The 14,389-nt window shown below is 69.3% G+C and carries 12 protein-coding genes; all 12 read left to right on the top strand.

Annotation, left to right across the window (positions count from 1 at the left end; translation table 11 throughout):
* Positions 1-27: 27 nt before the first annotated feature.
* The 12 genes from argC (at position 28) to tyrS (ending at position 13,888) form a co-directional block, all read left to right on the top strand.
* Complete coding sequence (gene argC / locus QYS60_RS25165) at positions 28-1,101, top strand: N-acetyl-gamma-glutamyl-phosphate reductase (protein WP_371384589.1); 1,074 nt, start codon at positions 28-30, stop codon at positions 1,099-1,101.
* A complete protein-coding gene (argJ, locus tag QYS60_RS25160) occupies positions 1,098-2,354 on the top strand; it encodes a bifunctional glutamate N-acetyltransferase/amino-acid acetyltransferase ArgJ (protein WP_371384587.1) in 1,257 nt (418 codons plus the stop codon). The genes argC and argJ overlap by 4 nt, the downstream gene beginning before the upstream one ends.
* Positions 2,351-3,289, top strand: coding sequence for an acetylglutamate kinase (argB, locus tag QYS60_RS25155; protein WP_003937971.1), 939 nt, complete (start codon positions 2,351-2,353; stop codon positions 3,287-3,289). Before argJ ends, argB begins: the two co-directional genes overlap by 4 nt.
* The gene (locus QYS60_RS25150) at positions 3,286-4,473 is read left to right on the top strand and encodes an acetylornithine transaminase (protein ID WP_371384586.1); all 1,188 of its coding nucleotides are present in this window, start codon (positions 3,286-3,288) and stop codon (positions 4,471-4,473) included. Before argB ends, QYS60_RS25150 begins: the two co-directional genes overlap by 4 nt.
* Positions 4,474-4,477: 4 nt before the next feature.
* The gene (gene argF / locus QYS60_RS25145) at positions 4,478-5,407 is read left to right on the top strand and encodes an ornithine carbamoyltransferase (protein ID WP_003937973.1); all 930 of its coding nucleotides are present in this window, start codon (positions 4,478-4,480) and stop codon (positions 5,405-5,407) included.
* A complete protein-coding gene (locus tag QYS60_RS25140; RefSeq protein WP_371384585.1) occupies positions 5,380-5,934 on the top strand; it encodes an arginine repressor in 555 nt (184 codons plus the stop codon). The genes argF and QYS60_RS25140 overlap by 28 nt, the downstream gene beginning before the upstream one ends.
* A 58-nt stretch (positions 5,935-5,992) precedes the next feature.
* Positions 5,993-7,192, top strand: coding sequence for an argininosuccinate synthase (locus QYS60_RS25135; RefSeq protein WP_003937975.1), 1,200 nt, complete (start codon positions 5,993-5,995; stop codon positions 7,190-7,192).
* 2 nt (positions 7,193-7,194) lie between these two features.
* On the top strand, positions 7,195-8,616 hold the full coding sequence (gene argH, locus QYS60_RS25130) for an argininosuccinate lyase (RefSeq protein WP_371384584.1): 1,422 nt from the start codon (positions 7,195-7,197) through the stop codon (positions 8,614-8,616).
* Positions 8,617-8,743: 127 nt separating this feature from the next.
* Positions 8,744-11,707 (top strand): AMP-binding protein, encoded by a 2,964-nt coding sequence (locus tag QYS60_RS25125; RefSeq protein WP_371384604.1) that lies wholly within the window; start codon positions 8,744-8,746, stop codon positions 11,705-11,707.
* Between the two features lie 42 nt (positions 11,708-11,749).
* Positions 11,750-11,983 (top strand): Trm112 family protein, encoded by a 234-nt coding sequence (locus QYS60_RS25120; RefSeq protein ID WP_003937978.1) that lies wholly within the window; start codon positions 11,750-11,752, stop codon positions 11,981-11,983.
* Between the two features lie 2 nt (positions 11,984-11,985).
* Positions 11,986-12,603, top strand: a complete 618-nt coding sequence (locus QYS60_RS25115) for a DNA-3-methyladenine glycosylase (RefSeq protein WP_289381928.1) — start codon at positions 11,986-11,988, stop codon at positions 12,601-12,603.
* A gap of 7 nt (positions 12,604-12,610) precedes the next feature.
* Positions 12,611-13,888 (top strand): tyrosine--tRNA ligase, encoded by a 1,278-nt coding sequence (gene tyrS, locus QYS60_RS25110; RefSeq protein WP_289381929.1) that lies wholly within the window; start codon positions 12,611-12,613, stop codon positions 13,886-13,888.
* Positions 13,889-14,389: the final 501 nt, after the last annotated feature.

Genomic DNA, 14,389 nt, shown 5'->3' with positions numbered 1-14,389 from the left:
GTTGCATGATGGTGCATAATCAATCGCATGGGTAACTCACCGGAATTCACGGCGACCGCACAGTCACCGATTCGGGTCGCCGTCGCAGGGGCGAGCGGGTATGCGGGCGGCGAGATCCTGCGTCTGCTCCTCGGTCATCCCGCCTACCAGGACGGCCGCCTCGTCGTCGGCGCACTCACCGCCGGTGGCAACGCCGGCGCGAAACTCCGCGAATTCCACCCCCACCTGCTCCCGCTGGCCGACCGCGTCCTCGGCGCCACCGACTTCGACACCCTGAGCGGCCACGACGTCGTGTTCCTCGGTCTGCCCCACGGCCACTCCGCCGTCATCGCCGAGCAGCTGCCCGACACCACCGTCGTCATCGACTGCGGCGCCGACTTCCGCCTGTCCGAGTCCGCCGACTGGCAGCGCTGGTACGGCGGAGATCACGCCGGGACCTGGCCGTACGGAATGCCCGAACTCCCCGGCAAGCGCGAGCACCTGATCGGAGCCACCCGGATCGCGGTCCCCGGCTGCTACCCCACCTCGGCCACCCTCGCCCTCGCCCCCGCCGTCGCAGCCGGCATCGTCGAGCCGGCAGTCCACGTCGTCGCCGTATCCGGCACCTCCGGCGCCGGCAAGTCCCTCCGAGCCGACCTCCTCGGCTCCGAGGTCATGGGCTCCGTGCGGGCCTACGCCGTCGGGGGAGCGCACCGGCACACCCCCGAAATCAAGCAGAACCTCGCCACCCTGACCGACGCCCCCGTATCCGTCTCCTTCACCCCCGTGCTGGCGCCGATGCCGCGCGGCATCCTCGCCACCTGCACCGCCCCCACCACCGCCACCGCCGACGAGGCCCGGGCCGTGTACGAGAAGGCCTACGCCGACGAGCCGTTCGTGCACGTACTGCCCGAAGGGACGCTGCCCAGCACCGGCGCGGTACTCGGCTCCAACGCCGTGCACCTCGCCGTCACCGTCGACTCCGACGCCGGCGTCCTCGTCGTCGTCGCCGCACTCGACAACCTGACCAAGGGCACCGCCGGCGCGGCGGTGCAATCCATGAACCTGGCGCTCGGCCTCCCCGAGACCGCCGGCCTGTCCACCGTGGGAGTCGCCCCGTGAGCATCGACAGACAGTCCACCGACGACAACGTCTACGCCGACGCGGTCGAGATCGCCGGCGGCCGCCTGATCCGCACCCAGGGCGTCACCTCGCCGGCCGGGTTCCGCGCCGCCGGCATCCCCGCCGGCATCAAAGCCTCCGGCAACCCGGACCTCGCGCTCGTATTCAACGAGGGGCCGGAGCTGACCGCAGCCGGCGTCTTCACCACCAACAAGATCAAGGCCGCGCCCGTGCTGTGGTCGCAGCAGGTCCTGAAGTCCGGCGCGCTGCGCGCGGTGATCCTCAACTCCGGCGGCGCCAACGCCTGCACCGGACCCGGCGGCTTCCAGGACACCCACGCCACCGCGGAGAAGGTCGCCGAAACCCTCAGCAACTGGGGCACCGAAACGGGTGCCGGCGAGGTCGCGGTGTGCTCGACCGGCCTCATCGGCGACCGACTGCCCATGGACAAGGTCCTCGCCGGCGTCGCGGAGATCGTCCACGAACTCGCCGGCGGGATCTCCGGCGGCACCGACGCCGCCTACGCCATCATGACCACCGACACCGTCCCCAAACAGGCCGCCCTGCACCACGCCGACAAGTGGAACGTCGGCGGCATGGCCAAGGGTGCAGGCATGCTCGCCCCCGCCCTGGCCACCATGCTGTGCGTGGTCACCACCGACGCGGTCGCCACCGCCGAGCAACTCGACCGCGCCCTGCGCGCCGCCACCCGGCTCACGTTCGACCGTCTCGACGTCGACGGGTCGACCTCCACCAACGACACCGTGCTGCTGCTCGCGTCCGGGGCCAGTGGCATCACCCCCACCCAGGATCAGCTCGACGCCGCCGTCCTCGCAGTGTGCGACGACCTCGCCGCACAGATGGCGGCCGACGCCGAGGGCGTCACCAAGCGGGTCACCGTCACCGTCCGCGGCGCCGCCACCGAACAGGACGCCCTCGTCGGTGCGCGGACCGTTGCACGCGACAACCTCGTCAAGACCGCCCTGTTCGGTTCCGACCCCAACTGGGGACGTGTCCTCGCCGCCATCGGTATCGCTCCCATCGCGCTCGACCCCGAGCGCATCTCCGTCACGTTCAACGGATCCCCGGTGTGCATCGACGGCGTGGGCGCTCCCGGCGCCCGAGAGGTCGACCTGTCCGGCCCCGACATCGCCCTCGACATCGACCTCGGCGTCGGCGACGTCGAGGTGACCATCCGCACCACCGACCTCTCCCACGGATACGTCGAAGAGAACTCGGCCTACTCGTCATGACCGGAACCGAGGCGAGCACCGACCCCATCGCGCAGCTCACCGCCCACCAGAAGGCCTACGTCCTCGCCGAGGCCTTGCCGTGGCTGCAGAAATTCCGCGACAGGATCGTCGTGGTCAAGTACGGCGGCAACGCCATGATCGACGACCGGCTCAAGCGCGCCTTCGCCGCCGACATGGCGTTCCTGCGCACCGTCGGCGTCCACCCCGTCGTCGTCCACGGCGGCGGACCACAGATCAACGCCATGCTGAAGCGACTGGGCATGACCGGGGAGTTCCGCGGTGGTTTCCGCGTCACCACCCCCGAGGTGATGGACGTCGTCCGCATGGTGCTGTTCGGGCAGGTCGGACGCGAACTCGTCGGCTTGATCAACGCCCACGGCCCGTACGCCGTCGGCATCTCCGGCGAAGACGCCCACCTGTTCACCGCCACGCGCCGAACGGTCGTCGTCGACGGCCTGGACACCGACATCGGTCTCGTCGGCGATGTCACCGCCGTCGACCCCGCCGCCGTCCACGACCTCATCGCCGCCGGCCGCATCCCCGTCGTCTCCACCATCGCCCCCGACGCCGACGGCGTCGTCCACAACATCAACGCCGACACCGCGGCCGCCGCGCTCGCCGAGGCGCTCGGAGCGGAGAAACTCGTCGTCCTCACCGACGTCGAAGGCCTCTACACGGACTGGCCCGACCGCAGTTCCCTCACCAGCGCCATCGATGCCGACGCGCTGGCCGAGCTACTGCCGTCCCTCGACGCGGGGATGGTCCCGAAGATGGAAGCCTGCCTGCGCGCGGTCCGCGGCGGCGTGCCGACGGCCCACGTCATCGACGGACGACAGCCGCACTCGGTGCTGCTCGAACTCCTCACCGAGGAAGGCATCGGCACGATGGTCACCCCCCACCCCGCGGTCGCTCCCACCCAGGAAGGCACCCCATGACCGGCACGTCCGAACTCCAGCAGCGCTGGGCCGGGTCGCTGATGAACAACTACGGCGTCCCCAAGATCGCCCTGGTCGCCGGCGACGGTGCCGTGGTCACCGACGCCGACGGCAAGCAGTACCTCGACCTGCTCGGGGGCATCGCCGTCAACGCCCTCGGCCACCGCCATCCCGCCATCCGCGAGGCCGTCACCGCACAACTCGACACCCTCGGTCACGTGTCCAACCTCTACGCCAGCGGACCCGTCGTCGAACTCGCCGAACGCCTCCTCGCGCACTTCGGGCACCCCGGCCGGGCGTTCTTCTGCAATTCCGGCACCGAAGCCAACGAGGCGGCGTTCAAACTCGCCCGGCTCACCGGACGGCCCAAGATCATCGCGGCAGAGAAGGCCTTCCACGGCCGCACCATGGGTGCGTTGGCCCTCACGGGCCAGCCCGACAAGCGCGCCCCGTTCGAACCCATGCCCCCCGGCGTCGAGTTCGTCCCCTACGGCGACGCCGATGCCCTCGATGCCGCAGTCGACGAGAACACCGCCGCCGTGTTCCTCGAGCCCATCATGGGCGAGTCCGGTGTGGTCGTGCCTCCCGAGGACTACCTCGTCCAGGCCCGCCGCATCACCGCCGAACGCGGGGCACTGCTCGTCCTCGACGAGGTGCAGACCGGCATCGCACGCACCGGGACGTTCTTCGCCCACCAGGCCGCCGGTATCGTGCCCGACGTCATGACCCTCGCCAAGGGCCTCGGCGGTGGCCTGCCCATCGGTGCCGTCCTCGCCACCGGTCCGGCCGCCGAGTTCTTCCAGCCCGGCAAGCACGGCACCACTTTCGGCGGCAATCCGGTGTGTGCCGCCGCCGCGCTCGCCGTCCTGCGCACCATCGACGAGCAGGACCTGCTCGCCCACGTCGACGCCGTCGGCAAATCCATCGCCACCGGCATCGAGGCACTCGGCCACCCCCTCGTCGACCACGTCCGAGGCGCCGGCCTGCTGCTCGGCATCGTCCTCACCGACACCCGGGCCCCCGCCGTCGAAGCGGCCGCCCGGGACGCCGGCTATCTCGTCAACGCCGCCGCACCCGACGTCGTCCGCCTCGCCCCACCGCTGATCCTCACCCAGGAACAGGCCGACGGATTCGTCGCGACACTGCCCTGCGTGCTCGACGCCGCCCGGCAGGAAGGAAACTAGACCCATGGTGAAGCACTTCCTGAAGGACGACGACCTCACGCCCGCGCAGCAGCGCGAGGTCCTCGACCTCGCCGCGGCCCTGAAGAAGGCGCCGTTCTCGGCCCGTCCCCTCGAGGGCCCGCGCGGCGTCGGCGTCATCTTCGAGAAAAACTCGACCCGCACCCGATTCTCCTTCGAGATGGGCATCGCCCAGCTCGGCGGCCACGCCGTCGTCGTCGACGGCCGCACCACCCAGCTCGGACGGGAAGAAACCCTGCAGGACACCGGCCGCGTCCTGTCCCGCTACGTCGACGCCGTCGTCTGGCGCACCTTCGGCCAGGACCGACTCCAGGCGATGGCCGAAGGCGCCACCGTGCCCCTCGTCAACGCCCTGTCCGACGAGTACCACCCCTGCCAGGTCCTCGCGGACCTGCTCACCCTGCGCGAACACAAGGGGGAGCTGCAAGGACTGAAACTGACCTACCTCGGCGACGGCGCCAACAATATGGCGCACTCGCTCATGCTCGGTGGCGTCACCGCCGGCATCGACGTCACGATCGCCGCCCCCGCCGGTTTCGCCCCGGATCCCGCCGTCGTGGCCGCGGCCCGCGCCCGCGCCGCCGAAACCGGCGCGCAGATCACCCTCACCGAGGACGCGCGCGCCGCCGCCACCGGCGCCGACGCCCTCGTCACCGACACCTGGACGTCCATGGGCCAGGAGAACGACGGACTCGACCGCGTCGGTCCCTTCCGCCCGTACCAGGTCAACGCCGAGCTGCTCGCACTCGCCGACCCGAAGGCCGTCGTGCTGCACTGCCTGCCCGCCCACCGCGGTGACGAGGTCACCGACGAGGTTCTCGACGGACCGCAGTCGGTGGTGTGGGACGAGGCCGAGAACCGCCTCCACGCCCAGAAGGCACTGCTCGTATGGCTGCTCGAGCAGCGCGAACGATAACCGTGAGCAGCGTGGCCGAACCGTCGAGCGGCGCCGGACCGGCCGGCGCCGCCGCGGCCCCGACCCGCGCGGCCCGGCAGGCCCGGATCACCGCACTCGTCGCCACCCGCGCGATCCGCAGCCAGCCGGAACTCGCCGCGCTGCTCGCCGCCGAAGGCATCGAGGTGTCCAACGCCACCCTCTCCCGCGACCTCGAGGAACTCGGTGCGGTCAAACTCCGCGGCGCCGACGGCGGGCCCGGGGTGTACGTCGTCCCCGAGGACGGGAGCCCCGTCCGGGGCGTGTCCGGAGGCACCGACCGGCTCTCCCGCCTCCTCGGCGAACTGCTGGTCTCCACCGACTCGAGCGGCAACATCGCGGTGCTCCGCACCCCACCCGGAGCAGCGCACTATCTGGCCAGCGCACTCGATCGGGCATCATTACCCGAAGTGGTCGGCACCATCGCCGGCGACGACACCATCGCGGTGATCGCGCGTGAGCCCCTCACCGGAGCCGACCTCGCCGCGAAGATCGAATCCCTGGCCTGATCCGATCGCGCACCGAGCACCACAGACACACGTTCAATCAAGAAGGAGCACAAACACAATGGCCGATCGCGTCGTACTCGCCTACTCGGGCGGGCTGGACACCTCCGTCGCCATCAGCTGGATCGGCAAGGAGACCGGCAAGGAGGTCGTCGCCGTCGCCATCGATCTCGGCCAGGGCGGCGAGGACATGGAGGTCGTGCGCCAGCGCGCCCTCGACTGCGGCGCCGTCGAATCGATCGTCGTCGACGCCAAGGACGAGTTCGCCAACGAGTACTGCCTGCCCACCGTCCAGGCCAACGCGCTCTACATGGACCGCTACCCCCTGGTCTCGGCCATCAGCCGGCCGCTGATCGTCAAGCACATCGTGCAGGCCGCGCGTGAGCACGGCGGCACCGTCGTCTCCCACGGCTGCACCGGCAAGGGCAACGACCAGGTTCGCTTCGAGGTGGGCTTCGGCGCCCTCGCACCCGACCTCCAGGTCATCGCCCCGGTCCGCGACTACGCATGGACCCGCGAAAAGGCCATCGCCTTCGCCGAGGAACACGGCCTGCCGATCAACGTCACCAAGCGCTCGCCGTTCTCCATCGACCAGAACGTGTGGGGCCGCGCCGTCGAGACCGGCTTCCTCGAGGACCTGTGGAACGCCCCCACCAAGGACGTCTACGACTACACCGAGGACCCCACCGCCCACTGGCAGGCACCCGACGAGCTGATCGTCAGCTTCGAGGCCGGCCGCCCCGTCGCCATCGACGGCAAGCACGTCACCGTCCTCGAGGCCATCCAGGAGCTCAACAAGCGCGCCGGTGCCCAGGGCGTGGGCCGCCTCGACATGGTCGAGGACCGCCTCGTCGGTATCAAGAGCCGCGAGATCTACGAGGCCCCCGGCGCCATCGCCCTCATCACCGCGCACCAGGAACTCGAGCACGTCACCGTCGAGCGCGAACTCGGCCGCTACAAGCGGCGCGTGGAGGAGCGCTGGAGCGAGCTGGTCTACGACGGCCTGTGGTTCTCGCCGCTGAAGCACGCCCTCGACGCGTTCATCAAGAACACCCAGGAGCGCGTCACCGGCGACATCCGCATGGTCTTCCACGGCGGCCACATCACCGTCAACGGACGTCGCAGCCCCGAGTCGCTCTACGACTTCAACCTCGCCACCTACGACGAGGGCGACAGCTTCGACCAGTCCAACGCCAAGGGCTTCGTGCAGATCCACGGCCTGTCCTCCAAGGTCGCCGCGAAGCGGGATCTGGGCCTGTAGCGATGACCGCTCACGGCACCAACGAAGGCGCCCTGTGGGGCGGCCGGTTCGCATCCGGACCGGCCGCCGCCATGGCGGCGCTGAGCAAATCCACCCACTTCGACTGGGCACTCGCCCCCTACGACGTCCGTGCCTCCAAGGCACACGCGCGGGTGCTGCACAAGGCCGGCCTGCTCAGCGATGCCGACCTCACCGCCATGCTCGACGGCCTCGACCGGCTCGCCACCGACGTCGCCTCCGGTGCGTTCACCCCCGCCGAGTCCGACGAGGACGTCCACGGCGCCCTCGAACGCGGGCTCATCGAGCGGGTCGGGCCCGAGGTCGGCGGCCGGCTGCGCGCCGGTCGCTCCCGTAACGACCAGGTCGCCACGCTGTTCCGGATGTGGCTGCGCGACGCAGCGCGACGTATCGCCGACGGGGTCCTCGCCGTCGTCGACGCCCTCGCCGACCAGGCCGCCGCCCATCCCACCGCCGTGATGCCGGGCAAGACCCACCTGCAGGCGGCACAGCCGGTACTGCTCGCGCACCACCTGCTCGCCCACGCCCATCCGCTTCTGCGCGACGTACAGCGGTTGCGGGACTTCGATGCGCGTGCCGCGGTGTCCCCGTACGGTTCCGGAGCCCTTGCGGGCTCCTCTCTCGGCTTGGACCCCGACGCGATCGCGGCCGAGCTGAACTTCGACTCCGCCGCCGAGAACTCGATCGACGCCACCTCCTCACGGGATTTCGCCGCCGAGGCCGCGTTCGTGTTCGCGATGATCGCGGTCGACCTTTCCCGCATGGCGGAGGAGGTCATCCTGTGGAGCACGCCGGAGTTCGGCTACATCACCCTCGCCGACGAATGGTCCACCGGCTCGTCGATCATGCCGCAGAAGAAGAATCCGGACGTCTCGGAGCTGACCCGAGGCAAAGCAGGCCGCCTCATCGGCAACCTCACCGGCCTGCTCGCCACCCTCAAGGCCCAGCCGCTGGCGTACAACCGGGACCTGCAGGAGGACAAGGAGCCGGTGTTCGACTCGGTCGCGCAGCTCGAGCTCCTGCTGCCGGCGATCACCGGGCTCGTGTCCACCCTGACCTTCCACACCGATCGCATGGCCGAGCTGGCACCGGCCGGGTTCACTCTCGCCACCGACATCGCCGAGTGGATGGTGCGCCAGGGAGTGCCGTTCCGGGTCGCGCACGAGGCGGCCGGCGCCTGCGTGCGCGCGGCGGAGGCACGGGGCGTCGGACTCGAGGACCTGACCGACGACGAACTGGCCGCGGTCGACGCCGCACTGACCCCGCAGGTACGTGAGGTCCTCACCGTGGAGGGCTCGATCGCCTCGCGCAACGCCCGCGGCGGCACCGCAGGCGTCCGGGTCGGTGAACAGCTCGACGGTGTCCGTACCGCCACCCGCGCGCTGCGGGACTGGGTACGCGGCTGACCGACGTGCTCGGCGAACGCCGCCATCGGGTCGACGTAATGTGGCAGGCTGTCATTCCTGACAGGGTCGACACACGCAGAACTCGGCGGATGGGAAGAGGTTCGTGGCACTGGGCGGTGGATCGGTGATTGGGCCCCTGCGACGTGTGGTGGCGACCGCGCAGAACGGCCTCGAGGTGATCCGTCACGGCGGCCTGGAAACGGGGGCGACACCCTCCCCGTTCCAGGTCGTCGAGCGGACCGGCATGTACAGGCTGCGGCACTACTACCCGGAATCCGACGCTGCCGAGAACGGCGCTCCCGTGGTGATGGTTCCCCCGATGATGATGTCGGCGGACGTGTACGACGTCACTCGTGAGACGGGAGCGGTCGGCATCCTGCACTCGATGGGCCTCGATCCCTGGGTGGTCGACTTCGGTTCCCCGGACCGGGAGGAAGGCGGGTGGGACCGCACCCTCACCGATCACATCATCGCCCTCGACGAGATCGTCGACCACGTACACGACTACACCGGCCGTGACATCCACCTCGCCGGGTACTCGCAGGGCGGGATGTTCTGCTATCAGGCCGCGGCCTACCGCCGTAGTCGGCACGTCGCGAGCCTGATCACCTTCGGCAGCCCGGTGGACACCCTGGCCGCGCTGCCGTTCGGGATCCCGGAGGGCGTCGCGGTCCGGGCGGCCGACTTCCTCGCCGACCACGTCTTCAACCGTCTCGCCATCACCGGTTGGATGGCCAAGACCGGCTTCCAATTCCTCGACCCTGTCAAGACGGTCCGGTCGCGCATCGAGTTCCTCATGCAGCTGCACGACCGGGAAGCCCTTCTGCCACGCGAACCTCAGCGCCGCTTCCTCGACACCGAGGGTTGGGTGGCCTGGTCCGGCCCCGCGGTGGCCGAACTGCTGCGCCAGTTCATCGTGCACAACCGCATGGTGAGCGGCGGATTCGTCATCAACGACCGCGCTGTGAGCCTGGCCGAGATAACCTGTCCGATCCTCGCGTTCGTCGGCGAGGTGGACGACATCGGCCAGCCCCTCGCAGTGCGCGGCATCCGAAAGGCCGCCCCCCGGGCTCAGGTGTTCGAATATTCGCTACGCGCAGGGCATTTCGGACTAGTCGTGGGTGGCACCGCGGCGCGGCAGACCTGGCCCGCCGTCGGCGAATGGGTGCAGTGGCGTGAAGGACACGGCGACCGACCGGTCGGCATCGGCCGGATGGCCATCCCCGAACTCCACGCGGAAGGGGAGACCGGGGTGTCCGTCGCGACCCGGCTCACCCACACCGTCGCGACCATCGCAGAGGTCGGCGTGGAGGTCGGCAAGGGCATCGCCGATCTGGCGTCCGAGACGGTGCGCGGCGCGCGGGAGCTGTCGGGGGAAGCCGCCCGGGCACTACCGCGACTGGCCCGGCTCGGACAGATCCAGCCCCGCACCCGGATCTCCCTTGCCGGTGTCCTCACCGAGCAGTGCCGCAAGGGGCCGCACCGCGAGTGCTTCATCTACGAGGACCGCGTCTACACCTTCGCCGACGTCAATCGCCGGATCGACAACGTAGTGCGCGGACTGGTGCACTGCGGCGTGCGTCCCGCCGCTCACATCGGCATCCTGATGGACACCCGTCCCAGCGCTATGGCTGCGGTCACGGCCGTCTCCCGGATCGGCGCGGTGTCGGTCCTGCTCCCACCCGGGCCCGACCTCGACGAAGCGATCCGGTTGGGTGGTGTCCAGAAGATCATCACCGACCCCGAGAACCTCGATCGGGCACTCGCCACGGGGATTTCGGCCCTGGTACTCGGCGGTGGCAGCATTCGCGAACTCGACATCGCGCCCGGTGCGGACGCCGTCGATCTCGAGCACCTCGACATCACCACGATCGAACTCCCCGGCTGGTATGCCCCCGACCCCGGTGTCGCGCGGGAACTTGCGTTCCTCCTGTTCACCGGGAGTGGTGAGACCCTGGAGATGCGTCAGATCTCCAACCACCGATGGGCGCTCTCCGCCTTCGGGACCGCCACCGCCGCCGCGCTCGGCCGCGGCGACACGGTCTACTGCCTTGCCCCGCTTTATCATTCGTCCGGTCTGCTGGTCAGCTTCGGCGGCGCACTCGCGGGTGGCTGCCGAATAGCGCTGTCCCACGGTCTCGATCCCGCGCGCTTCAGCGAGGAAGTTCACCGCTACGGCGTCACCGTCGTCACCTACACCTGGGCGATGATGAGGGACATCCTCGACAGCCCCGCGCTGCACATCGACGAGATCCATCCGGTCCGCCTCTTCATCGGCTCGGGCATGCCTCCCGGACTGTGGCGGCGGACCCTCGACCGTTTCGCTCCCGCACAGGTGCTCGAGTTCTATGCCTCCACCGACGGCGAGGTCGTCCTCGCCAACGTCTCGGGTGCCAAGATCGGGTGCAAGGGACGACCGTTGCCCGGCAGCGCCGAGGTGCGCTTGGCCACCTGGGATCCCACGACCGGGCGCCTGGTGGAGGATGCGCGGGGCTTCGTCCGCGAAAGCGCGGACGGCGAGGTCGGACTCCTGCTCGGGCGGCCCAGTGCCTCGACCGAAATACTGCCCGGTGTCATGCGGGGAGTGTTCGAAGTCGGCGACGTATGGGTGCCTACCGAGAACCTCTTCCGTCGAGACCAGGACGGTGACTACTGGCTGCTCGACAGCAAGCACACTGTCATCCACACCCCGCACGGACCGGTATACGGCCAGCCGGTGGCAGACGCTCTCGGTAGTATCCCGAAGGTCGATCTCTGCGTCGTCTACGGTGTGCGCACCGCCGACACCGAAGTCGCCGTGGCCGCCTGCACCCTGCGCGAGAACCGCGCGCCGAGCGCCGCCGAGATCACCGCGGCACTCGACGCAGTCCCCGCCTCGGAACGACCCGATCTCGTGCATGTCGTGCCGCACATCGAACTCGGGCCCACATTCCGGCCCGTGCCCGGCGATCTGCCGGCGCGAGGCCTGCCGAAGCCGACGGTGCGATCGTGGTTCGCCGATCCCGACACCGGAACCTACAAGCGGTTCACCAAAGCGGTCGCGGTGAGATTTGCCGGCGTCGGCGCTGGTCCGGCGCCGGGCGCACGGTAGCGTGGGCCCGTCCGACCCCACAACACCGTCGAGAGGACAACCGTGGCTGTCGATCCCATGTTGCTGAGCATCCTGGCCTGCCCGCAGGACAAGGGGCCGCTGCTCCTCGTCGACGATTCGGTCCTCTACAACCCGCGGTTGCGCCGGGCATATCCGATCGAGAACGGCATTCCCGTCCTCCTCGTCGACGAGGCGCGAGACGTGACCGACGCCGAACACGAGGACTACGTCGCGCGCGGCGTGGCCGGTTGGACCGAGGACCCGGTGACGGACTGAACGTGGCGTTCGAGCGGCTCACCGCGGTCGACCCGCTGAAGGCGGCGCACACGATCCTCGGTGCCACGCTGTGTGCGGGCGGAGTGATCCTGCGGATCACGGAGGTGGAGGCTTACGGGGGGCCCGAGGACGGTCCCTGGCCCGATCCCGCGGCGCATTCCTACCGGGGACGTACGCCTCGGAACGCGGTGATGTTCGGTCCCGCCGGTCATCTCTACGTCTACCGCAGCTACGGGCTGCACCACTGCGCCAACATCTCGGTCGGCCCCGACGGAGTGGCTGCGGCGGTGCTGCTGCGAGGCGCGGAAGTCGTTGCGGGAGAGGAAACCGTTCGCGCCCGGCGAACGGCCGGGACTCCCGCGTCGAACCTCGCCCGCGGACCTGGCAACCTTGCCGAGGCGCTGGGGCTGACGCTCGCGGACAACGGGATCGACGTACTCGACGACGGTGCCTCGGTGAAGCTCACCCTGGGAGACGCCGATCGGGTCGCGGCGGGACCCCGCGTCGGGATCAGCGTCGCGGCCGAGCGGCCGTGGCGACTGTGGATCCCGGGGGCCGTGGGAGTGTCGGCCTACCGGCGCAGCCCGCGCGCGCCGGCCGCTCCGGGCCGGATGGGATGATCGAGCAGTGACTGAGCACATCCTCGACGAACTGACCTGGCGCGGGCTGATCGCCCAATCGACCGACCTCGACACACTACGCGGCGACCTCGACGCGGGCCCGGTCACGCTCTATGCCGGCTTCGACCCCACCGGCCCCAGTCTGCATGCGGGTCACCTCGTGCCGTTGCTCGCACTGAAGCGCTTTCAGCGGGCGGGCCACCGGCCGATCGTGCTGGCGGGCGGCGCCACCGGCATGATCGGAGATCCGCGCGAGGTAGGGGAGCGGACCATGAACTCGGCGGACACGGTCGCCGAATGGGCCGAACGCATCCGCGGGCAGCTCGAGCGGTTCGTCGACTTCGACGATTCCCCGACCAGCGCGATCGTCGTGAACAATGCCGACTGGACCTCGTCCCTCAGCGTCGTGGACTTCCTCCGCGATGTCGGCAAGCACTTCTCCGTCAATGTCATGCTCGCGCGCGACACGGTGAAGCGGCGGCTCGAGGGCGACGGCATCTCGTACACCGAATTCAGCTACATGCTGCTGCAGGCCAACGACTACGTGCAGTTGCGTCGTCAGCACGGGTGCACTCTGCAGGTGGGTGGATCGGACCAGTGGGGCAACATCATCGCGGGCGTCGAGCTCAACCGGCGGACCGACGCCGCCGCAGTGCATGCGCTCACCGTCCCGCTAGTCACCTCGGCCGACGGAAAGAAGTTCGGTAAGTCCACCGGCGGCGGAAGCCTGTGGCTCGATCCGCAGATGACCACCCCCTACGCCTGGTACCAGTACTTCGTCAACGCGGCGGACGCCGATGTCGTGAAGTACCTGCGGTGGTTCACCTTCCTGGATCGAGACGAACTCGCCGACCTCGAGACGGCGACGGCCGAGCGGCCGCATGCGCGCGAAGCGCAGCGCCGCCTTGCAGCCGAGATGACGACGCTTGTCCACGGAGAGGCGAACACCCGCGCGGTCGAGCTTGCGAGCCGGGCGCTGTTCGGGCGTGGCGAGCTGGCGGAGTTGGACGAGGCAACCCTTTCCGCCGCGCTGGCGGAGGCCTCGGTCGCGGAGGTGCACGACGGGCAGCCCGACACGATCGTGGACCTGCTCGTCGCGACGGGTCTATGCGAGAGCAAGGGCGCTGCCCGGCGCACGATCAAGGAGGGCGGCGCCTCGGTCAACAATCAGCGCATCGCGTCCGAGGACTGGGTCCCGTCGAATGCGGATCTTCTGCACGGTCGCTGGCTTGTTCTTCGGCGAGGCAAGCGCAACTTCGCCGGCGTCCGCATCCGACGCGGCTGACGAGAACCTCTTCGCCCGCTGACGGGCCCCTGACCTGCGGGTTTGACGGCCCGTTAGCGGTGGCGTAACTTTGTCGTCGTTCGAGCGACACGGACACCAACCCGGACCGAGAGGTACGGAAATTGGTTGCGCCCTGATCGGTCGAACGGCCGACACGAAGATCGCAGACGCTTCTTGCGTAGGTGAATTCGGAGTGTTAAGATAGAACGGTTGCCCCGGAGCAGGACGCGAGAGCGTCAGGCGATGGTGTGTGCGTGTTCTTTGAGAACTCAACAGTGTGCCGATGAATGTCAGTGCCAAATTATTTTTGGTGCGGCCGCCCCGCGTTCGTGGGGGGTGGTTGTTGCTGGACATCGCATTCTTCCGTCTGTGATGGTCCAGTGTTTTTGCTAGTTTGAGTTTTTTGCTAGTGATTCGGCTCTACGCTTATGGCTGATTACTCTTTCGGGAGGAATCGAGAGTCTTCAACGGAGAGTTTGATCCTGGCTCAGGACGAACGCT

Origin of the sequence: Rhodococcus sp. GXMU-t2271, assembly GCF_041414735.1 — a bacterium.
Classification (GTDB): domain Bacteria; phylum Actinomycetota; class Actinomycetes; order Mycobacteriales; family Mycobacteriaceae; genus Rhodococcus; species Rhodococcus indonesiensis.
This window is presented reverse-complemented; position numbering and strand designations above follow the sequence as displayed.